This window comes from Propionivibrio sp. (genome assembly GCF_041441355.1).
Taxonomy (GTDB): Bacteria; Pseudomonadota; Gammaproteobacteria; order Burkholderiales; family Rhodocyclaceae; genus Propionivibrio.
Window position 1 is genome coordinate 42,221 of the sequence record NZ_JASDTF010000018.1, and the last position, 20,242, is coordinate 62,462.

The following is a 20,242-nucleotide window of genomic DNA, read 5'->3' on the forward strand; positions in this document are numbered from 1 at the left end:
CGCGCCAGGAGTACGGGCGAATGTCAGCGGCAGGGCCGCCAGGGCCACGCCTCCGCCCAGAACGCGGGCGCAGTTTGCAGGTTTTCGCGAAGCAGGGACATGGTTGGGGAAACCGAGTCTCGTATGCCGTTTAAATTCGTGATGAATCAGGATTGCCGTTTGACGATGCGCTCAGCGGCGCTCGCCACGGTTGGGACTATAGCATCGCAGGCGAGTTCCCGTACATCCTTGCCCTCGTTGTAGCCGTAAGGCAAGAGGTAGACGTGACAGTCCGCCGCCCGACCGGCAAGAAAATCGTTCACCGAGTCGCCGACGAAGAGCGTGTGGCGGGGCGCCACACCGAGCCGGCCGCAAGTCCAGATCAGCGGCATGGGATCAGGCTTCTGGCGTGGGAAACGGTCGCCGCCGACGACGACATCAAAGAAACCGGCGAGGCCTAACTGCTCGACCAGCGGCAAAGTAAAGGCATCGGGCTTGTTGGTGATCACCGCCATCGGAATCCCCTTGGCCTTGAGCATCTGCAGGCCTTCGATGACGCCGGGGTAGCACGTCGCGTGCTTGCCGTTGGCCTCGGCGTAATGCTTGCGGAAACTATCGACGGCATGCTGCGGCGCCGGGGCCGGATCGTCGATCGCGTCTAGCGAACCGGCCAGGACGCGCTTCACCAGGTTGTGCATGCCGCGCCCGACGTAGGCGCGCACGTCCTCGACCGGAATCTCGGGCCGACCGAGGTCGCGCAGCATGCCGCAGACGCCCAGATAGAGGTCGGCGACGCTGTCGACCAGCGTTCCGTCGAGATCGAAAAGCACGGCATCAACGGCCAGCGTCGCGGCGGCCTGAGTCTGCGGCATCATGTTGCAAGCGTCCTGTTTCATTTGGCGCCTCCAAGCACGGCCAGTTGGGCGCGCAGGGCGGCGATCACGGTGTCGTAACGGTGCGGGTCGGTCGAGCGCGCAGCGCCATAAACGGCGGAGCCGGCGACAAAGGTGTCGGCCCCGGCACGGGCGATCTCGGCGATGTTCTCGGTTTTCACGCCACCGTCGATCTGCAGGCGGATGCGCCGGCCGGTCTTCTCGGCGTAGGCATCGATCCGCGCCCGCGCGGCACGCAGCTTGTCCAGCGTGGACGGGATAAAGGCCTGTCCGCCGAAGCCCGGATTCACCCCCATCAAGAGGATCATGTCGAGCTTATCCATGACGTAATCCAGATACTCGAGCGGCGTCGCCGGATTGAACACCAGCCCCGCCTTGCAGCCCTGCTCGCGGATCAATGACAGGCTGCGGTCGACATGTTCCGACGCCTCGGGGTGGAAAGTGATCATGTTCGCCCCGGCCTTGGCAAAATCGGGGATGATGCGATCGACCGGCTTGACCATCAGGTGCACGTCGATCGTCGCCGTGGTCAGCGGCCGGATCGCCGCGCAGACCATCGGCCCGACCGTCAGATTGGGCACGTAATGGTTGTCCATCACGTCGAAGTGAATCCAGTCGGCGCCCGAGGCGATGACGTCGGTCACTTCGGCGCCGAGACGGGTGAAATCGGCGGACAGGATGCTGGGAGCGAGAACGAACATGGGGCAGGCGCGCAGGGCAAAAACCGGATTTTAGCGCGAATCGGGTTCAAACCGAGTCAGAACTGCCGCAAAAGCAGCGATTGGCCCGCGCAAACTCCGACACCCCGCGCTCAATCGAGCAATTCGGATTCGTCCACGGCATCGATCTGCGCCGGGTCGAGACAGACGCGGGCGTAATCGAGATAGACCCGGCGCCGCACAAAAACCTCGAACAGGTCGGGATCGATGTGCCCGTTGTCGCGGAACTTGCGCAGAATGCGCAGCGCTTCGGACAAACGCATCCCGTGCTTGTACGGCCGGTCGCCGGCGGTCAACGCTTCGAAAATGTCGGCGATGCCCATGATGCGCGCCGGGATCGACATTTCCTCGCGCGAGAGTCCTTTCGGATAACCCTTGCCGTCCATGCGTTCGTGGTGCCCGCCCGCATACTCGGGCACGTGCGCCAGATGCTTGGGCCAGGGCAGCGCCTCGAGCATCTTGTTGGTCGCCACGATGTGATAGTTGATAACCTCGCGCTCGGCGGCGGTCAGCGTTCCCGAACGGATGGTCAGATTCTCAACCTCTTCGGGAGAAAGGAAATCACGCTCGCAGCCGTCCGGTGCCAGCCAGCGGTATTCGCGCGCGATGCGCCGAACCCGCTCCTGATCCTCGGGGCGCATCGCCTCCACGCCGCGGTTGGTCTGCCGCAGGAAAGCCCTGTCCGCGTCGATGGCCCGCAGCCGCACCGCCAGCTGCGCGGCGGCAACGTCGGCCGGCGTCCCGTCGAGCAGGGCATGCAGGCGGTCGATTTCGCAATCGCGGCGCAGCACCTCGAAGCGCGTTTCGATCAGGTCGATGCGATCGAAGATCGTCTGCAGCTTGGTGGCTTTATCGACGACATGCACCGGCGTCGTCACCTTGCCACAATCGTGCAGCAGGCCGGCGATCTTGAGCTCGTAGCGATCCTTGTCGTCCATCGAAAAATCGGCCAGCGCCCCCGTTTTTTCGGCATCCGCGGCGTCGGCAAGCAGCATGGTGAGCTTCGGCACCCGCTGGCAATGCCCGCCGGTATAGGGCGATTTTTCGTCAATGGCGATGTTGATCAAGGCAATGAACGACTCGAACAGACGCTCCAGTTGTACGATCAACTGCCGGTTGGTCAGCGCCACCGCCGCCTGCGACGCCAGCGACTCGGCCAACCGCTGATCGGCGGCCGAGAATTCGCGCACCGCGCCACTGTCCGGATCGAGCGCATTGATCAATTGCAGGACACCGGTGACCTCGTTCTCGTGATTTTTGAGCGGCACGGTAAGGAAAGATTGCGAACGGTAGCCCGTCGTCTGATCAAAGCGGCGCGTCCCGGAAAAATCGAAGCCCTGCGCGACATAGGCGTCGGCGATATTCACAGTTGCTTTGTGCAGAGCTGAATAGGCCGCAACCAGCGAGTTGTTTTCACTGCCGTCCTCGAGGTACAGCGGCAGGTCCCCGAAATGTGCCGCAGGCGGCGCCCCGCTCGTGCCGCCGTAGGCGATGCCAAGCGTATCGGTGCGCACGATCGCAAAGCGCAGGCTGCGCTTATCCTGACTCACCCGGTAGAGGGTGCCGCCGTCGGCGTGGGTAATCGACTTGGCGGCAAGCAGGATGTTCTCCAGCAAGCGGTCGAGGTCGCGCTCGTTGGAAAGCGCTGCACCAATCGCGTTAAGCCGCTCGAAGCGGCGGAACAGGTCCTCCATCGTCTCCATGCCGACCTCCATCTCCCCACCGGGCATCGCTGCCCTCGCCCTCCATTCCGCTGCCCCAATCCCCCGCGACACCTGGCACAGATCGGCGCTCTCCCTGGCGTTCAGAATTCGAAGACTTGATTGGTCTGCAGCAACTGCGGCCGGAACTGCCCCGCGCACTCGGCGATCTCGCCCATGACCAGCTCGATTTGCCCGGGCTTGAGGTGCGACACATAGACCTGGACATCGTGCTTGAGCTTGGCAAGCTCGGCCGCCAGCAACGATGGGCACAGGTGTTTGGACACTTCGGCCAGACGTTGCTCGCGGTTGGAAAACGCGGTTTCGACGAGCAGGTAGCGCAGGTTCTCGGTTGCGTTGAGCAGGGGCCACAAAGCGTCGTTGCGGGTGGTGTCGCCGGTGAAGGCCAGGCTGGCGACACCCGAGTCAAGGCAATACCCCACTGCCGGAACGGTATGCACGGCGGGCAACGCGGTGATCGCACGCGCACCGAGCCGCCGCGTTTCGCCGACCTCGATCGGCTGGTACTGCATGACCGGCTGAGTGCGCACGGCAATCTCGCTGAAATCCGGCCAGATTGCCCAGTTAAAGACATGTTGGCGCAGGATGTCCAGGGTTTCCGGCAGCGCGTGCACCGTCAGCGGCGCTTCGCGCAGGTCGGCGACGGTATCGACCAGCAGCGGCAGCGCCGCGATGTGATCGAGGTGCGAGTGGGTGACGAAAACGTGATCGATCTGCGCCAGCGCCTCAAGCGAAAGGTCGGCGACGCCGGTCCCGGCATCGATCAGCACATCGTGATCGACGAGCATCGACGTGGTCCGCAGATGATGCCCCCCGATCCCGCCGCTGCAACCGAGTATCCTGACCCTCATTCAAGCCTCCACAGTCGCCGCCGCTCGCCCTCCAGAACGAAGTGCGCACGGGCGGCGCGTTCGAGTACCGAGCCTCCGGACGGTTCGCTCCTAGCCCTTGAGGAAGAATTCCATCTTGATGCCCGCCAGCTCAATCACGTCATGATCCTTGAGCGGATGCGCCTGGGCGTCGATCGCCCGGCCGTTGATGACCGGATACTGCGCGCCTTCGACATGGGTAATGAAGTAACCGTGCGGGCGGCGGGCAATCACCGCCACCTGGACGCCGGGCCGACCGAGGGTGGTCAGTGTTTTGGTCAGTTCGAGTTCGCGCCCGGCGTTGCCGCCATTGAGGACTTGCACCGCCGCCTGCGGAACGCTCACCGGAGCCCCCGCGACCGGGGGGACAGCGGCCGGCGGCTGCGCGGTTGAGACCGGCGCACCGGCCGCAGCCGCCAGCGCGCTCGGACGCAGCACCATGGTTTTCTCGAAATCGGCCCCTTCGTTGCTCGGCGCCTGCTCGGTGATGTACTTGAGTTTGTACTTGCCGAGTTCGACAACGTCGCCATTCTTCAAAAAGTGCTTCTTGATCGGCTGCCCGTTCACCAAGGTCCCGTTGGTGCTGTTCAGGTCTTCCAGAAAGGAGTCGTTGAGGATGGTGACGATCGCCGCGTGCTCGCCGCTGATCGCCAGATTGTCGATCTGGATGTCGTTGCTGGCGCGCCGGCCGATCGTCATCCGCTCCTTGTTCAGCGCGATCTCTTTGAGAACCAGCCCATCCATGCTCAGAATCAGCTTAGTCATCACCTGTCGTTCCTTTTCGTTTTTATTCCCTGCCGTATTTCTTTTCGCCATGCTTCTCTCGCGAAAAGGAAACGCTCGTCAACCGAAGCGCGCCTTGAATGCCTGCCACCACGTGCCGGGGGCCGGATAGGCCTGCCGCACCTTGACCAGAATGACCGAAACGTTATCACGTCCACCTTGGTCGTTGGCCATCTCGACGAGTTGCGTTGCCGCCAGTTCGAGGTGGCCCGAAAGGGTCTGCAAGGCCAGGGCGATTTCCTCATCCGGCACCATGTCGTTCAGCCCGTCCGAACACAGCAGGTAAAGGTCGTCCGGCAGGACCAGATACTCGGCCAGATCGACCTCGACCAACGGATCGACACCCAGGGCACGGGTCACCAGATTGCGGTTCAGCGAGTGGCGCGCCTCCTCGGCGCTCAAAAGGCCGCTGTCGATCTGCTCCTGCAGCAGCGAATGGTCGTGCGTCAACAAGCTCAGCGTGCCGTCGCGCAGGCGGTACAGGCGGGAGTCGCCGACGTGGGCGACCGCCACGCGGTCGTCGAAAAACAGGGCGGCGACCAGGGTGGTGCCCATGCCCGCGTACCCCGCCTCGTCTTGCGCGGCCTGAAAAATGGCTGCATTGGCATCGGCCACTGCATCACGCAGACACTGCCCGGCAAACGCCTCGCCGCCCGGCCCGTCAGTCGCATGCGGCGCCCGGGCGGCCAACGCGGATTCGAGTTCGGAGGCAAGACGGGTGGTCGCCATGCTGCTGGCCACCTCGCCCGCGTTGTAGCCGCCCATGCCATCGGCCAACACGACGAAGCCGAGGTGTGGATTGGCGAAGACGGCATCCTCATTGTGTTCGCGCACGCGGCCTGTGTCGGTGCGCAAAACGATTTCCAGTGCGTCGCTCAAAGTCCCGCTCACCCCGCCCTCCTTCTCCACGCCGTCAAGGCCAAGGGCAGCTTAGCCCCGGGCCCGAGCCGGGGCAAGCACTGACACCGCTTCACCGCGATCACGCCCCGTAGGGCAAAGCCACGCCCAGCCCACGTTCGCGCGCCAGCGCTTCGACACGGACGGCCAGGGCAATGTCCTGCAGCCCGAGCCCCTGGGATTCGAACAGGGTGATGTCGTCCGCCGCCTGCCGCCCGGGCCGCAGTCCGAGCAGGATGTCGCCGAGTTCGACCAACTGCCGTTCGGCCAAGCGTCCTTTCTCGAGCAGGGGCAGCAGGTCGCCCGCTTCCTTGAGCGCAGTCGGGAGACTGTCGACGACCACCGGCCGGCAACGGCGCACCACGTCCTCCCCGATTTCGCGCCGGATCAGCGCATTCGATCCCGCGGCATTAAGGTGGGTTCCGGGTTCCAGCCAGTCCGCGTCGAAAAGTGGCTCGGTGGCCGTGGTCACGGTGCTGACGATGGCGCTGCCGCGCACCGTGGCTTCTGCCGAAGCACAGGCTTCGACGCGGAGACCACGCCCGCCGAACCGCTCGCCCATGCGGGCGCAGAATGCCGAGAGGCGCTCAGGGTTGCGCGCATGCACCTTGACGAGGCGCAAGGGGCGCACGGCGGCAATCGCCTCAAGATGCCCTTCGGCCTGCCAGCCCGCGCCAAAGAGGCCGAGCACATCGGCCTCGGGGCGCGCCAACAGGCGGGTCGCCAAGCCCGACACCGCCGCCGTGCGCATCATTCCCAGCCGATCGGCGGCCAGCACGGCGCGCAGGGCACCGGTCGAGGCGGAAAACAGGTGAACCAGGAAGCGCGCGCCTTCGCGGCTCGTCGTGTAGGCCTTGTAACCGATCGCATCGCGCGTCGGCAAGGCCCCCTGCAGGAGGTGCAGCGCCGACTTCGGCAGGCGCGTCCGCTGGCGCGGCACGTCGATTGCGCTGCCGCTTGCCAGTTCGCGATGCGCCTCCTCGACTGCGGCCAGCGCCATGGGCATGTCGATCAAATCCGAAACGGTGGCTTCATCCAGGTAAAGGGCCATGCTTTCCTCCGTCTGCGGCCCGCCGGCCGCGCTTGCAGAAATAGCGGTCATTCTAGCGGCATTCATGCCGACGGCGCAGCGCTTGTGCGCCAAGACGCGCGCCCTGAAGCGCCATCGGCTACCATTACGTCATGCCCTTTTGATTGCGCTCAATTCCGCAACCCTCGCCGACCATGCCCAAAGCTCCGCACCTCGTCCTGCTGCTGCCGCTTCTACTTTCCGCGACCGCCCTCCAGGCGGCCCAATGGAGCCCGGTGCCGAGCCCCGCCGCCAAGCGCGACGAGGCCAAGCTCGAGATCGACACGACCAGCCTCGTCCGCCCCGCCGCCGGCAAGGTCAGGCTCTGGCACCGCACCAGCTTTGCCCGCCCGCAAGTTGTCGACTCGGGCGCGTTTTCGTTCCAGCGCGTGCTCGTCCTGAACGAATTCGACTGCGCCAAGCGCGAGGCCACCGTTCTGCACACGCGCTACGAAGCGGCCGACGGCAGCGAATTGAAGAGCGAAGCCAACGACGAGCGCGAAGCAATGCCGGTCGCCCCCGACTCTCGCCTGGAAGCCGTACTGCGCCGGGCCTGCACCCCGCCGCCCAAGCCCGCCGAACCGCCCCCGCCGCCCCCTCCGCCGCCGCCCGAGGAGCCGCCCACGCCCGTCAAAAAGGGCAAGAAAGCCCCCCCGCCCCCGCCGCCTCCACCGCCGCCGCACTGGAGCTACTCCGGGGACAATGGCCCCGAGCGCTGGGGCAGCCTGAGCCACCTCTACGCGGCCTGCAGCGTCGGCCAACGACAATCGCCGATCGACCTGAAAAAGAGCGTGCGTGCCGACCTGCCTGAACTCGAATTCGCCTACACGCCGATCCCCCTCAGCCTTGAGGACAACGGCCACACGATCAAGGTTGAAACCGAAGGCGGCGGCCACCTCGTGGTTGACGGTGAACGCTTCGAGCTCAAGCAGTTCCACTTCCACCGCCCGAGCGAAGAGAAGATCAACGGCAAGGCCTACGCCATGTCGGCCCACCTCGTGCACCAGGCCAAGGACGGCCGCCTGGCGGTCGTCGCCGTGCTGATCGAGGCGGGCAAGAAGCCACACCCGCTGATCCGCACCGTGTGGAACCACCTACCACTGGAGAAGGAAAAACCCGTCACCCGCAGCGACGTGCGCATCGATCCCGCGCAGCTGTTGCCGTCCCGCCGCGCGTATTACACCTTCATGGGCTCGCTCACTACGCCGCCGTGCAGCGAAGGTGTGCTCTGGCTGGTGCTCAAGACGCCGATCCAGCTCTCCAGCGAACAGCTCTCGGGCTTCGCCACCCTGTACAAGAACAACGCCCGCCCGGTGCAGCCCCTCAACGGCCGCACGATCAAGGAAAGCCGTTAGGCGCTGAGGCATGAAAAAGGCCGGAGCATCAAGCTCCGGCCCGGGTCGGAAATGGCCGCGCGAGGCGGCCCGAAATCCTTTTTAGAGCAGCGACTTGAGCAAGCGCCCCATCTCGGACGGGTTACGGGTAACCGTAAAGCCGCACTCTTCCATGATCGCCAGTTTGGCATCGGCGGTGTCGGCTCCGCCCGAAATCAGCGCGCCGGCATGGCCCATACGCTTTCCGGGAGGCGCGGTGACACCGGCGATGAAGCCGACCACCGGCTTCTTCATGTGTTCCTTGCACCAGCGCGCGGCTTCCGCTTCGTCCGGCCCGCCGATCTCGCCGATCATGATCACCGCGTCGGTGTCGGGATCGTCGTTGAACATGCGCATCACATCGATGTGCTTGAGACCGTTGATCGGGTCGCCGCCAATGCCGACCGCCGACGACTGGCCGAGGCCGAGTTCGGTCAGCTGAGCGACGGCTTCGTAAGTCAGCGTGCCGGAGCGCGAAACGACGCCGATGCGGCCCTTGCGGTGGATGTGGCCGGGCATGATGCCGATCTTGATTTCATCGGGCGTGATCAGCCCCGGGCAGTTGGGGCCCAGCAGCAGGGTCTTCTTGCCGCCAGCGGCTTCCTTCTGCTTCATTTTGTTGCGCACCTCGAGCATGTCGCGCACCGGGATGCCCTCGGTGATGCAGATCGCCAGATCGAGGTCGGCCTCGACGGCTTCCCAGATCGCCGCCGCAGCGCCGGCCGGCGGCACGTAGATGACCGAAACCGTCGCCCCGGTGGCCGACGCGGCGTCCTTGACCGAAGCGTAGATGGGGATGTCGAAGATCGATTCGCCCGCCTTCTTCGGGTTCACCCCGGCGACAAAGCAGTTCTTGCCGTTGGCGTACTCCTGGCACTTCTCGGTGTGGAACTGGCCGGTCTTGCCGGTGATCCCCTGGGTGATGACCTTGGTGTCTTTATTGATCAGGATGGACATTCAGTAACTCCTTACTTGACCGCGTCGACGATCTTCTGGGCCGCTTCGGCCATGGTGTCGGCGGAGATGATCGGCAGGCCGGATTCCTTCAGGATCTGCTTGCCGAGATCCTCGTTGGTGCCCTTCATGCGCACCACCAGCGGCACGGCCAGATGCGTCTCGCGCGCGGCGGTGACAATGCCGTTGGCGATGGTGTCGCAACGCATGATGCCGCCGAAGATGTTGACCAGGATGCCCTTGACCTTGGGGTTCTTGAGCATGATCTTGAAGGCCTCGGTGACCTTCTCGGTCGTCGCGCCGCCGCCCACGTCGAGGAAGTTCGCCGGCTCGGCGCCGAACAGCTTGATCGTGTCCATGGTGGCCATGGCCAGGCCCGCGCCGTTCACCAGACAGCCGATGTTGCCGTCGAGCGAGATGTAGGCGAGGTCGAACTTGGAGGCCTCGATCTCGTCGGCATCCTCTTCGTCGAGGTCGCGCATCTCGACGATCTCGGGATGGCGGAACAGGGCGTTGGAATCGAAGTTGAACTTGGCGTCGAGCGCCTTGATGTTGCCGTTGCCTTCGAGGATCAGCGGATTGATTTCCGCCAGCGAGGCATCGGTCTCCATGTAGCAGGCGTAGAGGTTCTTGATCAGCTCGACCGCCTTGCCTTGCGAGGCCTCGGGGACGCCGATGCCCCGTGCCAGGTTGAGCGCCTGCGCATCGGTGATGCCGAGCAGCGGATCGACGAATTCCTTAAGGATCTTCTCGGGGGTGGCGTGCGCCACTTCCTCGATGTCCATGCCGCCTTCCGACGAGGCCATCACCGCGACCTTCTGGGTCGCCCGATCGGTGAGCGCCGCAAGGTAATACTCTTTCTTGATGTCGGCGCCTTCCTCGATCAGCAGGCGACGGACCTTCTGGCCCTCCGGGCCGGTCTGGTGGGTGATGAGCTGCATGCCGAGGATGGCTTGCGCGTGCGCCCGCACTTCGTCGAGCGAGCGGGCCAATTTCACACCGCCGCCCTTGCCGCGGCCACCGGCGTGGATCTGGGCCTTGACCACCCAGACGCTACCGCCCAACGTTTGCGCGGCTTGCACCGCCTCATCGACCGACTGGCAGAAAATCCCGCGCGGAACGACCACGCCGTATTTCTTCAACAGCTCTTTTCCCTGATATTCATGAATTTTCATGCGCCATCCTTGTTTGGAATGAAGTGACGTGTTGCGGACAGGTTATGCCCCCTGTCCGGGGCTTTGGTCGCGGTACCAGCGGGGGTAATAGCGTTTTACCGCGTCCGAATCGGAAACCAGCGCGTGACAGCGGTCGATCTGGTAGGGCGGCTGGCCGTCCTGATCGTCGTCTTCGCTGATCTCGCTGGCAAAGGTCTGCAGGGCGGCCGTCGGCAGGAACATCAAGAGTTCGCTCAGATGCGCACACCCGTGCGTCCCACCGAGCAATTCGCGCACCGCAGGGCGGAAACCGCGAAACAGGTTGAGTCCCACGATCCGCCGGTAGGCCGGCGTGATCGTATCGCAGAAGCCGGGGTACGGCGTGGCGTCGGCGCTGGCTTCAGCCGCCAGGATGTTCATCTCGCCGTCGATCGTCACCCGCACCCAGAGGTCATGCACTGCCTCGCCAGGCTGACGCACGCCGGAGGCCAGACGATAGGTCTGGTCCTTGCAATCGACGAGGTGCGCCTCGAGGTCCCACATCCCGTCGGCACGCTTGTAGCCGTCGAGCGTGACCTGGCGTTGATGCAGGCGGACACGGGGAGCGGTGGGGGGTAAAAGTGGCATGACGTCAGGCGGGATTGTTTATTTCCAAAGCAACGCGCAATCTAGCACACTTGGGCGCAAGCCCTTGCGGGACGGGCTTTGTGGGAAACCCGTATGGATTTTTCCACCCTGACTCGTCCGCAAAACCTCGCGAGAAGGACGGGTTTGAGCCCGGGTCGGCTAAAACGTTCATTTTTTTGCTTTTCCCGTGTTCCTGGCGGCTTCAGAGCTTGAAGCGACCGATCCCTTCGTCCAGCGACAAGGCGAGCCGATGCAGGCGCCGCGCGGTATCCAGGCTACCCTGCACGGCGGCGTTGCTCTCCTCGGCCATCTGTGCGATGCGTTCGACATTGCGCGCCAGCTCGTTGCTGGCCGAGCTTTGCTCGCGCAGCGAGTTGCTGATTCCGGCCACGGCTTCGCGCACCTGCTGCGCCCGCACCTGGATGTCGCCGATCGCCTGCCCGGCAAGGCCGGCCTGCTCGACGCCGCGCGCCACGCGCGCCACCCCGTCCCCCATTCCGGCAACCACGGCCGAGGTTCCAGCCTGCACGGCCTCGATCATGCCCGAGATTTCCTGCGCCGAAAGCGCCGTGCGCTCGGACAGCTTGCGCACTTCGTCGGCAACGACGGCGAAGCCGCGCCCGGCCTCGCCGGCCCGCGCCGCCTCGATCGCCGCGTTGAGCGCCAACAGGTTGGTCTGCCCGGCCACCTCGCGGATCGCACCGACAATGGCCGAAATCCGCCCCGACTGCTGCCCCAGCGCCTCGACCGTCTCGGCCGCATGGTTGACCGCGGTGGCAATCTCGCGGATGTCGGCGACCACGTGTTCGACGATGTCGCCGCCGCGCCCGGCCAACTCGGCCGACTCGTCGCTGAGCGTCTGCACCTCGTGAGCATTGTGCGCAATGGTGTCGACGCCAACGGTCATCTCCTCGACCGAGGCCGCCATCCCGGCCGCCGACTCGCTCTCCAGTGCAGAGCCCTTGGCAATCTGCTCGCTGCTTGTCGCCAGTGTATCGGCCGCCGTGCGCAATTCGTTCACGTTGTCCTTCAACTCGCCGACGAAGCGCCGCAAAGCAAGCGCCATGGCATTGAAATCGGCACCGGCCCGGTGCAATTCGTCGCGCCCCTCGACGGCGAACTCAACGGAGAGATCGCCGGCCGCGAGCCGCTGCGCACCCTGCTGGAACGAAGCCACGCTGTTGCGCACCGACAGGTAGATGCCGCAGCCCAGATACAACAGCACGCCAAGCACGACGAGCGACAGCGCGACCACGCCGACGAGTTCGCGCTGCAAGGCCGAGCGCCGTGCGGAGAGGCCATCCTTGAGCAAGGGAAGCAAAACCCCGTTCATGAGCTTGTAGCCCTGATCGAGCAAAGCGGTGGTCGTAGAAAAATAGTCGTTCGGACCAATCCCGTACTTCTCGCTCAACACTTCGTCGCGCACTATGCCGAGCACTTTCTGGACGTTGGCGTCGAACTCCCGCCGCCCATCCTTCAGCGCCTGGGCGACCTGTGGCATGGAAGATGCGATTTTTTCCGTGTTCAGCAATTGGGTCCGTTGCGCGACCTCGATCTGGGCAACGCCCGTAATCAGTTCCACGCGCTGTGCCATCGACATGCTCTTGCGCGTCAGAATCGCCGTGCCGCGGGCCCGAGTCAGCCCGATCGGTTCAAGCATCGCCGGCAACTTGGTGACAATGGTGTCCATCAGGTAGTAGAACCCCATCTCCCCTTCCAGAGTCAGCTCCGACTCATCCGCGACATCGACCATGAACAACAGCAGGCGATTGATCCATTGCGTATGCCGCTCGACGCTTTCGGCCGCCGACCAGCTCAAGCCGCGCCCCCGGATCTCCGCCCAATCGGCACGAACGGCCTGCCAGCGCGGGCTGACACTCAGACTCGAGGGCAACTCGACAGAAACCGCCTCCAGCGCCTGATCGACTTCTTTTTCCTTTGCTGCGCGCGACGCCTGCATCGAAGCGTTACCGCTCAAAACCCCCGAAGACAGACCGCGATGCTGCTGGGCCACTTCAACCGCACGATTCACGCGTTCGAGCCAACGCAGCCCATCCAGTTCGTGCTGCGTGCTCACCATGCTCTGTACCCGAGTGAGGATCAGCGTTACCAGCAAGAAGGCAATCACCGACAGCATCAAACCACCGAGCACCATGAACTTCGCTGCGTAGCGCAAACGGTTCATCAAGGCCACGGCGGGAGAAAAGAAAGCGTGCATGGCGAACTCCGTCTTTTCGCAGCAGGATTGATATGATGATGAGCGACTCCTGACTGATGCCTGTCCTTTTTCCGTGCTCGCCCTCATCCACGGCGCGCCGCCTTCGTCTACGGCCCAACTGCAAACTTATCCCCGGAAACGCCCCCCGCCAACCCGTATTTTCCCGGACCCCTCATGTCTCTCACGCCCCTCCGCTATCGCATTTTCGCGGCCGACCCTGCCGCACACCATTTCGAAGTCAGCTGCACCGTGCCTTGCCCTGCGGCGGGTGGCCAGCGCTTCGCTCTGCCGGCGTGGATTCCGGGCAGCTACCTGATTCGTGAATTCGCCCGCCATGTGATCGCCATCCGCGCCGAAGCCGGCGGCAAACCCGTGCGCCTCGACAAGCTCGACAAGCACACCTGGCAAGCCGCGCCGGTCAAGAATGGCACCGCGCTGACGGTGACCATGACCGTCTACGCCTGGGACCTCTCGGTACGTGGCACCCACCTCGACGCGACACACGGCTTCTTCAACGGCACCAGCGTCTTCCTGCGCGTGCTCGGCCAGGAGGACGCGCCCTGCCTCGTCGACCTGCAGCCACCGGCCGGGCGCGAATTCAAGGGCTGGCGCGTGGCCACTTCGCTCCCGCCGGCACGCGGAGAACGTGGAGAGCGCGGCGCCGCCAAGGCATTGAGCTTCGGCCTCTACCGCGCCGCCAACTACGACGAACTGATCGACCATCCGGTCGAGATGGGCACCTTCACCCATTTCAGCTTCGAAGCCGGCGGCGTGCCCCACGAAGTGGCGATTACCGGCCGGCACGACTGCGACACCGAGCGTCTGGCCGCCGACCTCGCCAAGATCTGCGCCGCGCAGATCGACTTCTTCGGCCGCCCGGCGCCGATGGCGCGTTACGTCTTTCTCGTCACCGCCATCGGCGACGGCTACGGCGGCCTCGAACACCGTGCCTCGACCGCGCTGATCTGCAAACGCGCCGACCTGCCGGCACGCGGCGATGCCGGGATCAGTGACGGCTACCGCCGCTTCCTGGGCCTGTGCAGCCACGAGTATTTCCACACCTGGAACGTCAAGCGCATCAAGCCCGCGGCCTTCGTCCCCTACGACCTCGAGCGCGAGAATTACACGCCGCTGCTGTGGGCCTTTGAAGGGTTTACCTCCTACTACGACGACCTCTTCCTCCTGCGCAGCGGCGTCATCAACCGCGCTGGCTGGCTCGAACTGCTGGCCGACACCCTCGGCGCGGTGCGCAAGGCGCCGGGTCGGCAGCTGCAAAGCCTCGCCGAATCGAGCTTCGACGCCTGGATCAAGTACTACCGCCCGGACGAGAACACGCCGAACGCCGTCGTCAGCTACTACGCCAAGGGCGCGCTGCTGGGCCTTGCACTCGACCTCACCCTGCGCGCCACCGGCCGGACTTCGCTTGACGACATCATGCGCGAGCTTTGGCGCCGCCACGGCCAGACCGGGATCGGCGTCGGCGACGACGACATCCGGAAGATCGCCGAGGAACGCTCAGGCCTCTCGCTCAAGCGTTTCTTCGCCGACTATGCCGAAGGCACGCGCGAACTGCCGCTTGAGCGCCTGCTCGCCGGGGCCGGCGTGCGGCTGGAGTGGATCGCCGACCCGAAAGCCAAGCGCGGCGTCGATCTGGGCGTCCGGACCAAGACCGAGAACGGTGAACTCGTCCTCGCCACCGTTTATCCGGGGGGCGCGGCGCACGCCGCCGGGCTCTCGGCCGGTGACGCGCTCGTCGCCCTCGACGGTCTGCGCGTCACGCCGATCAACCTCGACGTGCTGCTGGGGCGCAAGCGCCCGGGCGAGACGGTTGAAATGATGGCTTTCCGCCGCGACGAGCTGATGCGCTTTACCCTCACCCTCGCCGCTCCGCCCGCCGACAGCGCCCGCCTGACCCCGGCGGCCAAGCCCAACGCCCTGCGCCGCGCCTGGCTGGGCGGCTGAGATCGGCGGCGCGTTGCGGCACGCTATCGATTAAGCAGGAAGGGCTCCACGCGCACGACGCCATCGTGAACTCCGCAACACGGCGGTCATCGCGTTCGAGCCTTCGAGGCTTCGCGCGCTTCATGCGCTTCGTGCGTTTCGTCGTTCAAAGCGCTCCGCCCCAGCGCCGCGATACTCGCCAGAGCAGGCTGCCGAGCAGCAGCGCAGAGACGACAAGGCCGGCGAGCGCGGCGATCCAGAAGCCCGCGAGACCCAGCGGCGTCGGCGCACGGAAGGCGAGCCACCAGCCGCCAAAAAGGACGACGCCCCAGAAACAGGCGATGTGCACCAGCATCGGCACGAAGGTCACGCGGTAACCGCGCAGGGCAAAGGCCGCCACCGTCTGCACCGCGTCGAAGAGTTGGCACAGGGCGAGGTAGCCGATCATCGCCAAGGCCACCGCCCGCACCGCCGGATCGTTGCTGTAGGCCTCGACCACCGGCCCCTTGGCCAGCCAAAGCAAGCCGCCGAGCAAGGTCGACGCAGCCGCGGCGAGCACGCCGCCGGCAAGCGCCGAAATCTTCGCCCGCCGCGCGTCGCCGGCGCCCGCCGCCAGCCCGACCTGGGCCAGCGTGGCCATCGCCACGGCCAGCGGCAGCATGTAACACAAAGCCGCCAGGTTGCCGACGATGCGGTGGCCGGCCACCGCCGCGGCGCCCAGTTCGGCGGCCAACAAGGCGATCAAGGTGAAGCTCGAAACCTCGACGAAGTAGGACATCCCCATCGGCAAGCCGAGGCGCAGCAAGTCGCGCAGCACCGCCGGGCGCGGCCAGGACCACTGGCGCAACAAGCGATAGCCCGAAAAGGCCGGGCTGTAACGCAGGTAGGCGAGGCCGCAGACGAGCACGAACCAGTTCACCGCGGCGTTCGACAAGGCGCAACCGACGCCACCGAGCGCCGGCAGGCCGGCCCGGCCACCGACCAGCAGCCAGGCCACAAGGGCGTGCAGCGCGGTGCCGGCCAGGGCGATGCGCATCAGCACGCGCGGTTCGCCCAGCGCGCTGCAGAAGGCGTAGATCGCGCGGTAGAGCAACGCCGCCGGCACGCCCCAGGCGAGGACGCCCATGTAGGCCAGAACCTTGGCTTCGACCGCGGGCGACATCGACGTAAGCGCGAAGAAGGGCTGCGGATGGGCGATCACCCAGACGCACGGCACGGCAAGCAGCAGCGCCAGCCAGAAGCTCTGCACCAGCGCGTCGCCGATCGCGCCGTCGCGAGCGCCGCCCTTGTGGTGCGCAACGACCGGGGCGACGGCCTGGACGACGCCGACCAGCGCAAAGAGCACGGCGATGTAGATGCCGCTGCCGATCGCCACCGCCGCCAGATCTTCGGTGCCGTAGTGCCCGAGCAGGACAGTGTCGATGATCATCATGCCCATTGACGACACCTGCGCCACCAGCATCGGCAGGGCTTGCGTCAGGATCAGGCGGAGTTGGGCAATGAACATGCGCGTCGGGGCAAGAAAACGGGAGCGCCGTGAAACGGCAAAACCCGCAGGCTAGCCGATTTACCCGCACGGCGTGAAGCCCTGAACGTCGTCCGAGGCATTCACTACGCCGTTGGAATATGCTGAACGAGCATCACAGTCGGTTACAGAATCGGCGCAAACGCTTCACAGACAGGCACGGCGAGGCCCCTTAAGATGCGCACCTGACCCGAGCGCTCCGGCGCCGGGAGTGCAACGAACCTTCCCCCGATGAGCCGAACCTACACCCCTGCCGTTTTCAACCTGACCCCGATCGCCGACCCGCGCCGGGGCGCCCGTCTGACCACCGCCCTGCTGCTCGCCGTGGTGCCCGTTTTCGTGGCCACCGGCGAAGAGGCCGGGCTGATTCTGGGCGGCTTGCTCTTCTGCGTGGCCTGGCCGGCGTTCGTGCTGTCCTGGTTCGACGGCGAGGCGGAAGAAGTTACCCCGCTGCCCGCGCAAGTCTCTCCCCTTCCGCAGCTCCCCGCCACGGCATCCATCGCCCCGCTGCCCTTCGCACTGCCCGACCGGCGCCAGATTCTGGAAGGGCTGCAGCGCCTGTTCATTCCGGCGCGGCCGCTGCTGCTCTCCCCCTCGGCCTAATCCCTGGCCTAATCACTGGCCGATTCGCGGGGCGCAAACGCCCCGCTCCGGTAATCAAACCAGGCGGATCGAAAGTTCGCCGACCCCGTCAATGCCGCCACTGAGCACGTCGCCGCGCACCACGGTCGACACCCCGGCCGGTGTGCCGGTGAAGATCAGGTCGCCCGGCGCCAGACGGACGAAGGTCGACAGGTTGGCGATCACCTCGGCGACTTTCCAGGTCATCTGCGCCAGATCACCCTGCTGGCGGAATTCGCCGTTCACCTTAAGCCAGATTGCCCCTTTCTCGGGATGGCCGATCTCCGCCGCCGGCCGCAGCGCGCCGACCGGACCGCCCTGGTCGAAGCCCTTGCCCATGTCCCAGGGATGCCCCTTGTCCTTTGCTGCACCTTGCAGGTCGCGGCGCGTCAGGTCGAAACCGACGGTGTAGCCGAAGACGCAGTCGAGCGCCTCGGCGACCGGGATGTTGGCGCCGCCGCGACCGATTGCCACGACCAATTCAACCTCGTGCTGCAGCTTCGCGGTCTGCGGCGGGTAAAGCACGTCCACCGTCGCCACGCCGCCGGGCACCAGCGCGTCCGCCGGCTTGCTGAAGAAGAACGGCGGCTCGCGCGTGTCGGCGCCCATCTCCGCGGCATGATCGGCATAGTTGCGACCGACGCAGTAGACGCGGCGGACGGGAAACACAGCATCGTCGCCGGCGACCGGCAAGGCGGCTTGCGGTGCGGGCGGGAAGACGTAGTTCATGAGCGGTCCTTAGGTTTGGGTGGCAATTGGATGACGGTTTGGACGCCCGTGCGTCGTTGTCCGGCAACGCGCAGGCGCGAAGGGTGCAGCCCATTCAAACGGGATTATCGATGTCTACGAAGTCGCACTCAAGACCACAGTGGGTCGCAAGGTGGCTGGCCAGCGCCTGCACCCCGAAACGCTCGGTCGCGTGGTGGCCGGCCGAGACGAAGGCGACGCCGCTTTCGCGCGCCAAATGGACGTTGTATTCGGAGATCTCGCCGGTGACGAAGACATCGACGCCGAGCGCCACCGCCTGTTCGAAGTAGCCCTGCGCCCCGCCCGTGCACCAGGCGATGCGCTCGACCTTGCGTCCGTCCGTCCAGGCCTCCGCGCCGACGACCAAGGGCGCGCGCCCCAGCCCGGCCGCCAAGGCCTCGCTCAGCGCGGCCAGGGGCAACGGCGCGGCCGGCCGGCCGTGGCAACCGAGCTTGTCATCGCCGAAACGCCCCTCGATCGACCACCCGAGACGCGCCGCAAGTCCGGCGTTGTTGCCGAGCTCGGGGTGGCCGTCGAGCGGCAGGTGATAGGCAATCAGGCTGATGTCATGTTTGAGCAGGGTCTGCAGCCGTGCCTTGCGCACACCCGTGACGCGGCCATCCTCGCCGCGCCAGAACCAGCCGTGGTGCACCAGCACCGCATCGGCCCCGCGCGCCACCGCCGCATCGAGCAGCGCTTGGCAGGCGCTGACCCCGCACACCACGCGCCGCACTTCGGCGCGTCCTTCCACTTGCAGACCGTTTGGGCAATAATCCCGGTACTCCGCCGCGCCCAGCAGATCGTCCAGATAGCGCGTCAAAGCGTCCCTTTGCATTCCGTCCTTTTTCATTCTTGCTCCGTGTTATGCGCAGACTCTGGCTGATTTTTGCACAAACCGTCACCGTCAGTCTCGCCGTCGTCTTCGTCGTCAGCACGCTCAAGCCGGAATGGTTGGGCGGCAGCGCCCCGTCGGTGGTCGCGCTGCAGGAGGCGCCGCCGAGCGGCGAGCACAGCCCGCCGCCGGCATCCTTCCGCGAACCGGCGCGCCGCGCCTTGCCATCGGTGGTGCATATCTACACCACGCAGAAGGTCAAACCGCAGCGCCATCCGCTGTTCGACGACCCGATCTTCCGCCACTTCTTCGGCGACCGTCAGGAGAACGAGCCGCAGCGCAACTCCGGCCTCGGCTCCGGGGTCATCGTCAGCGCCAACGGCTACGTGCTCACCAACTACCACGTCGTCGAACGCGCCGACCAGATCGAGGTTGCCCTCAACGACGGCCGCGCCCTGCCGGCGCGCGTGGTCGGCAGCGACCCGGAAACCGACCTCGCCGTGCTCCAGCTCTTCGCCGAGAAAGGGCGTGAGCTCAAGCTGCCGGCGATCACGCTCGGCAGCATGGACAACGTCGTCGTCGGCGACGTCGTGCTGGCCATCGGCAACCCCTTCGGCGTCGGCCAGACGGTGACCATGGGCATCGTTTCGGCCCTCGGGCGCTCGCACCTCGGGATCAACACCTTCGAGAACTTCATCCAGACCGACGCCGCGATCAACCCCGGCAACTCCGGCGGCGCCCTGGTCGACAGCCGCGGCCATCTGGTCGGCATCAACACCGCGATCTACTCGCGCTCCGGCGGTTCGCTGGGCATCGGCTTCGCCATCCCGGTATCGACGGTGCGCAACGTCATGGAACAGATCATCCGCACCGGCACCGTGACGCGCGGCTGGATCGGCGTCGAGGCGCAAGAAATGACCGCCGAGCTCGCCGAATCCTTCGGCCTGGCCGACGCCAGCGGCGCCCTGATCTCCGGCGTCCAGCGCGGCAGCCCTGCCGATGCCGCCGGCATTCGCCCGGGCGACATCCTGCAAGCCGTGGGCGGCAAGCCGGTCAAGGACCCGCAGGCGATGCTCGACCTGATCGCCGCGCTGCAACCCGGTGACAACGTCAGCTTCAAGCTGCGGCGCAAGAAGTCGGCCTACGACACCGAGATCCGCATCGGCAAGCGCCCGGCCCCGCCGCGCGAGCGCTGAGTCGCTGGCGAAAGCGCACAGCGCACGCGCACGAAGAAAAACGCGGATAGAACCGTCTGGGAGCGCCCTCGGGGCGATCGACGCTGAACACCGCGCGCCGGAGAACGCGCAGGAACTCAGGTGC

The 20,242-nt window shown here is 65.7% G+C and carries 18 protein-coding genes; 4 read left to right on the plus strand and 14 right to left on the minus strand.

The window, feature by feature from the left end:
* Positions 1 to 146 precede the first annotated feature (146 nt).
* The 7 genes from QMB55_RS05870 to QMB55_RS05900 form a co-directional block, all read right to left on the minus strand.
* A complete protein-coding gene (locus QMB55_RS05870; RefSeq protein ID WP_497587747.1) occupies positions 147 to 875 on the minus strand; it encodes a phosphoglycolate phosphatase in 729 nt (242 codons plus the stop codon).
* Positions 872 to 1,573, minus strand: coding sequence for a ribulose-phosphate 3-epimerase (rpe, locus tag QMB55_RS05875; RefSeq protein ID WP_497587748.1), 702 nt, complete (start codon positions 1,571 to 1,573; stop codon positions 872 to 874). Before rpe ends, QMB55_RS05870 begins: the two co-directional genes overlap by 4 nt.
* 110 nt (positions 1,574 to 1,683) lie before the next feature.
* Complete coding sequence (locus tag QMB55_RS05880; protein ID WP_497587749.1) at positions 1,684 to 3,294, minus strand: HD domain-containing phosphohydrolase; 1,611 nt, start codon at positions 3,292 to 3,294, stop codon at positions 1,684 to 1,686.
* Between the two features lie 101 nt (positions 3,295 to 3,395).
* Positions 3,396 to 4,163, minus strand: a complete 768-nt coding sequence (locus QMB55_RS05885) for a 3',5'-cyclic-nucleotide phosphodiesterase (protein WP_497587750.1) — start codon at positions 4,161 to 4,163, stop codon at positions 3,396 to 3,398.
* 90 nt (positions 4,164 to 4,253) lie between these two features.
* The gene (locus tag QMB55_RS05890) at positions 4,254 to 4,946 is read right to left on the minus strand and encodes an FHA domain-containing protein (protein ID WP_497587751.1); all 693 of its coding nucleotides are present in this window, start codon (positions 4,944 to 4,946) and stop codon (positions 4,254 to 4,256) included.
* 78 nt (positions 4,947 to 5,024) lie between these two features.
* Positions 5,025 to 5,855 carry a Stp1/IreP family PP2C-type Ser/Thr phosphatase gene (locus QMB55_RS05895; protein ID WP_497587752.1) on the minus strand — a complete coding sequence of 277 codons (831 nt, stop codon included), beginning with the start codon at positions 5,853 to 5,855 and terminating at the stop codon, positions 5,025 to 5,027.
* A gap of 88 nt (positions 5,856 to 5,943) precedes the next feature.
* Entirely contained in the window at positions 5,944 to 6,912 is a 969-nt protein-coding gene (locus QMB55_RS05900) for an ornithine cyclodeaminase family protein (RefSeq protein ID WP_497587753.1), read from the minus strand.
* A 173-nt stretch (positions 6,913 to 7,085) separates the two neighbouring features.
* On the opposite strand from QMB55_RS05900, the gene QMB55_RS05905 reads away from it, so the two are divergent.
* Entirely contained in the window at positions 7,086 to 8,285 is a 1,200-nt protein-coding gene (locus QMB55_RS05905; RefSeq protein ID WP_497587754.1) for a carbonic anhydrase, read from the plus strand.
* Between the two features lie 81 nt (positions 8,286 to 8,366).
* Here the strand turns inward: QMB55_RS05905 and sucD are convergent, their stop codons facing one another.
* The 4 genes from sucD to QMB55_RS05925 all read right to left on the minus strand — a co-directional run bounded on the left by sucD (position 8,367) and on the right by QMB55_RS05925 (position 13,256).
* On the minus strand, positions 8,367 to 9,260 hold the full coding sequence (sucD, locus tag QMB55_RS05910) for a succinate--CoA ligase subunit alpha (RefSeq protein WP_497587755.1): 894 nt from the start codon (positions 9,258 to 9,260) through the stop codon (positions 8,367 to 8,369).
* A gap of 11 nt (positions 9,261 to 9,271) precedes the next feature.
* The gene (sucC, locus tag QMB55_RS05915) at positions 9,272 to 10,432 is read right to left on the minus strand and encodes an ADP-forming succinate--CoA ligase subunit beta (RefSeq protein ID WP_497587756.1); all 1,161 of its coding nucleotides are present in this window, start codon (positions 10,430 to 10,432) and stop codon (positions 9,272 to 9,274) included.
* Between the two features lie 42 nt (positions 10,433 to 10,474).
* Positions 10,475 to 11,038: a DUF2889 domain-containing protein gene (locus tag QMB55_RS05920; protein WP_497587757.1), complete on the minus strand. Its 564-nt coding sequence runs from the start codon at positions 11,036 to 11,038 to the stop codon at positions 10,475 to 10,477.
* A 202-nt stretch (positions 11,039 to 11,240) separates the two neighbouring features.
* On the minus strand, positions 11,241 to 13,256 hold the full coding sequence (locus tag QMB55_RS05925; RefSeq protein WP_497587758.1) for a methyl-accepting chemotaxis protein: 2,016 nt from the start codon (positions 13,254 to 13,256) through the stop codon (positions 11,241 to 11,243).
* A gap of 174 nt (positions 13,257 to 13,430) precedes the next feature.
* Between QMB55_RS05925 and QMB55_RS05930 the strand changes: the two genes are divergently transcribed.
* Complete coding sequence (locus QMB55_RS05930) at positions 13,431 to 15,218, plus strand: M61 family metallopeptidase (RefSeq protein ID WP_497587759.1); 1,788 nt, start codon at positions 13,431 to 13,433, stop codon at positions 15,216 to 15,218.
* Positions 15,219 to 15,363: 145 nt separating this feature from the next.
* Here the strand turns inward: QMB55_RS05930 and QMB55_RS05935 are convergent, their stop codons facing one another.
* Entirely contained in the window at positions 15,364 to 16,704 is a 1,341-nt protein-coding gene (locus QMB55_RS05935) for an MATE family efflux transporter (RefSeq protein ID WP_497587760.1), read from the minus strand.
* 249 nt (positions 16,705 to 16,953) lie between these two features.
* Here QMB55_RS05935 and QMB55_RS05940 point away from each other — a divergent pair, with 249 nt between their 5' ends.
* Positions 16,954 to 17,325, plus strand: coding sequence for a hypothetical protein (locus QMB55_RS05940; protein ID WP_497587761.1), 372 nt, complete (start codon positions 16,954 to 16,956; stop codon positions 17,323 to 17,325).
* A gap of 54 nt (positions 17,326 to 17,379) precedes the next feature.
* Here QMB55_RS05940 and QMB55_RS05945 read toward each other — a convergent pair whose 3' ends face one another.
* Together QMB55_RS05945 and QMB55_RS05950 are read right to left on the minus strand one after the other, a co-directional pair.
* Positions 17,380 to 18,072 carry a fumarylacetoacetate hydrolase family protein gene (locus QMB55_RS05945; RefSeq protein ID WP_497587762.1) on the minus strand — a complete coding sequence of 231 codons (693 nt, stop codon included), beginning with the start codon at positions 18,070 to 18,072 and terminating at the stop codon, positions 17,380 to 17,382.
* 94 nt (positions 18,073 to 18,166) lie between these two features.
* Positions 18,167 to 18,925: a Nif3-like dinuclear metal center hexameric protein gene (locus QMB55_RS05950; RefSeq protein ID WP_497587868.1), complete on the minus strand. Its 759-nt coding sequence runs from the start codon at positions 18,923 to 18,925 to the stop codon at positions 18,167 to 18,169.
* A gap of 29 nt (positions 18,926 to 18,954) precedes the next feature.
* Here QMB55_RS05950 and QMB55_RS05955 point away from each other — a divergent pair, with 29 nt between their 5' ends.
* The gene (locus QMB55_RS05955; RefSeq protein ID WP_497587763.1) at positions 18,955 to 20,118 is read left to right on the plus strand and encodes a Do family serine endopeptidase; all 1,164 of its coding nucleotides are present in this window, start codon (positions 18,955 to 18,957) and stop codon (positions 20,116 to 20,118) included.
* Positions 20,119 to 20,242: the final 124 nt, after the last annotated feature.

Excerpts from the sequence above, each read along its gene's own strand:
- QMB55_RS05870 (WP_497587747.1), bottom strand. The coding sequence starts at position 875 with ATGAAACAGGACGCTTGCAACATGATGCCGCAGACTCAGGCCGCCGCG.
- rpe (WP_497587748.1), bottom strand. The coding sequence starts at position 1,573 with ATGTTCGTTCTCGCTCCCAGCATCCTGTCCGCCGATTTCACCCGTCTC.
- QMB55_RS05880 (WP_497587749.1), bottom strand. The coding sequence starts at position 3,294 with ATGGAGACGATGGAGGACCTGTTCCGCCGCTTCGAGCGGCTTAACGCG.
- QMB55_RS05885 (WP_497587750.1), bottom strand. The coding sequence starts at position 4,163 with ATGAGGGTCAGGATACTCGGTTGCAGCGGCGGGATCGGGGGGCATCAT.
- QMB55_RS05890 (WP_497587751.1), bottom strand. The coding sequence starts at position 4,946 with ATGACTAAGCTGATTCTGAGCATGGATGGGCTGGTTCTCAAAGAGATC.
- QMB55_RS05900 (WP_497587753.1), bottom strand. The coding sequence starts at position 6,912 with ATGGCCCTTTACCTGGATGAAGCCACCGTTTCGGATTTGATCGACATG.
- QMB55_RS05905 (WP_497587754.1), top strand. The coding sequence starts at position 7,086 with ATGCCCAAAGCTCCGCACCTCGTCCTGCTGCTGCCGCTTCTACTTTCC.
- sucD (WP_497587755.1), bottom strand. The coding sequence starts at position 9,260 with ATGTCCATCCTGATCAATAAAGACACCAAGGTCATCACCCAGGGGATC.
- sucC (WP_497587756.1), bottom strand. The coding sequence starts at position 10,432 with ATGAAAATTCATGAATATCAGGGAAAAGAGCTGTTGAAGAAATACGGC.
- QMB55_RS05920 (WP_497587757.1), bottom strand. The coding sequence starts at position 11,038 with ATGCCACTTTTACCCCCCACCGCTCCCCGTGTCCGCCTGCATCAACGC.
- QMB55_RS05925 (WP_497587758.1), bottom strand. The coding sequence starts at position 13,256 with ATGCACGCTTTCTTTTCTCCCGCCGTGGCCTTGATGAACCGTTTGCGC.
- QMB55_RS05930 (WP_497587759.1), top strand. The coding sequence starts at position 13,431 with ATGTCTCTCACGCCCCTCCGCTATCGCATTTTCGCGGCCGACCCTGCC.
- QMB55_RS05935 (WP_497587760.1), bottom strand. The coding sequence starts at position 16,704 with ATGTTCATTGCCCAACTCCGCCTGATCCTGACGCAAGCCCTGCCGATG.
- QMB55_RS05940 (WP_497587761.1), top strand. The coding sequence starts at position 16,954 with ATGAGCCGAACCTACACCCCTGCCGTTTTCAACCTGACCCCGATCGCC.
- QMB55_RS05945 (WP_497587762.1), bottom strand. The coding sequence starts at position 18,072 with ATGAACTACGTCTTCCCGCCCGCACCGCAAGCCGCCTTGCCGGTCGCC.
- QMB55_RS05950 (WP_497587868.1), bottom strand. The coding sequence starts at position 18,925 with ATGCAAAGGGACGCTTTGACGCGCTATCTGGACGATCTGCTGGGCGCG.
- QMB55_RS05955 (WP_497587763.1), top strand. The coding sequence starts at position 18,955 with ATGCGCAGACTCTGGCTGATTTTTGCACAAACCGTCACCGTCAGTCTC.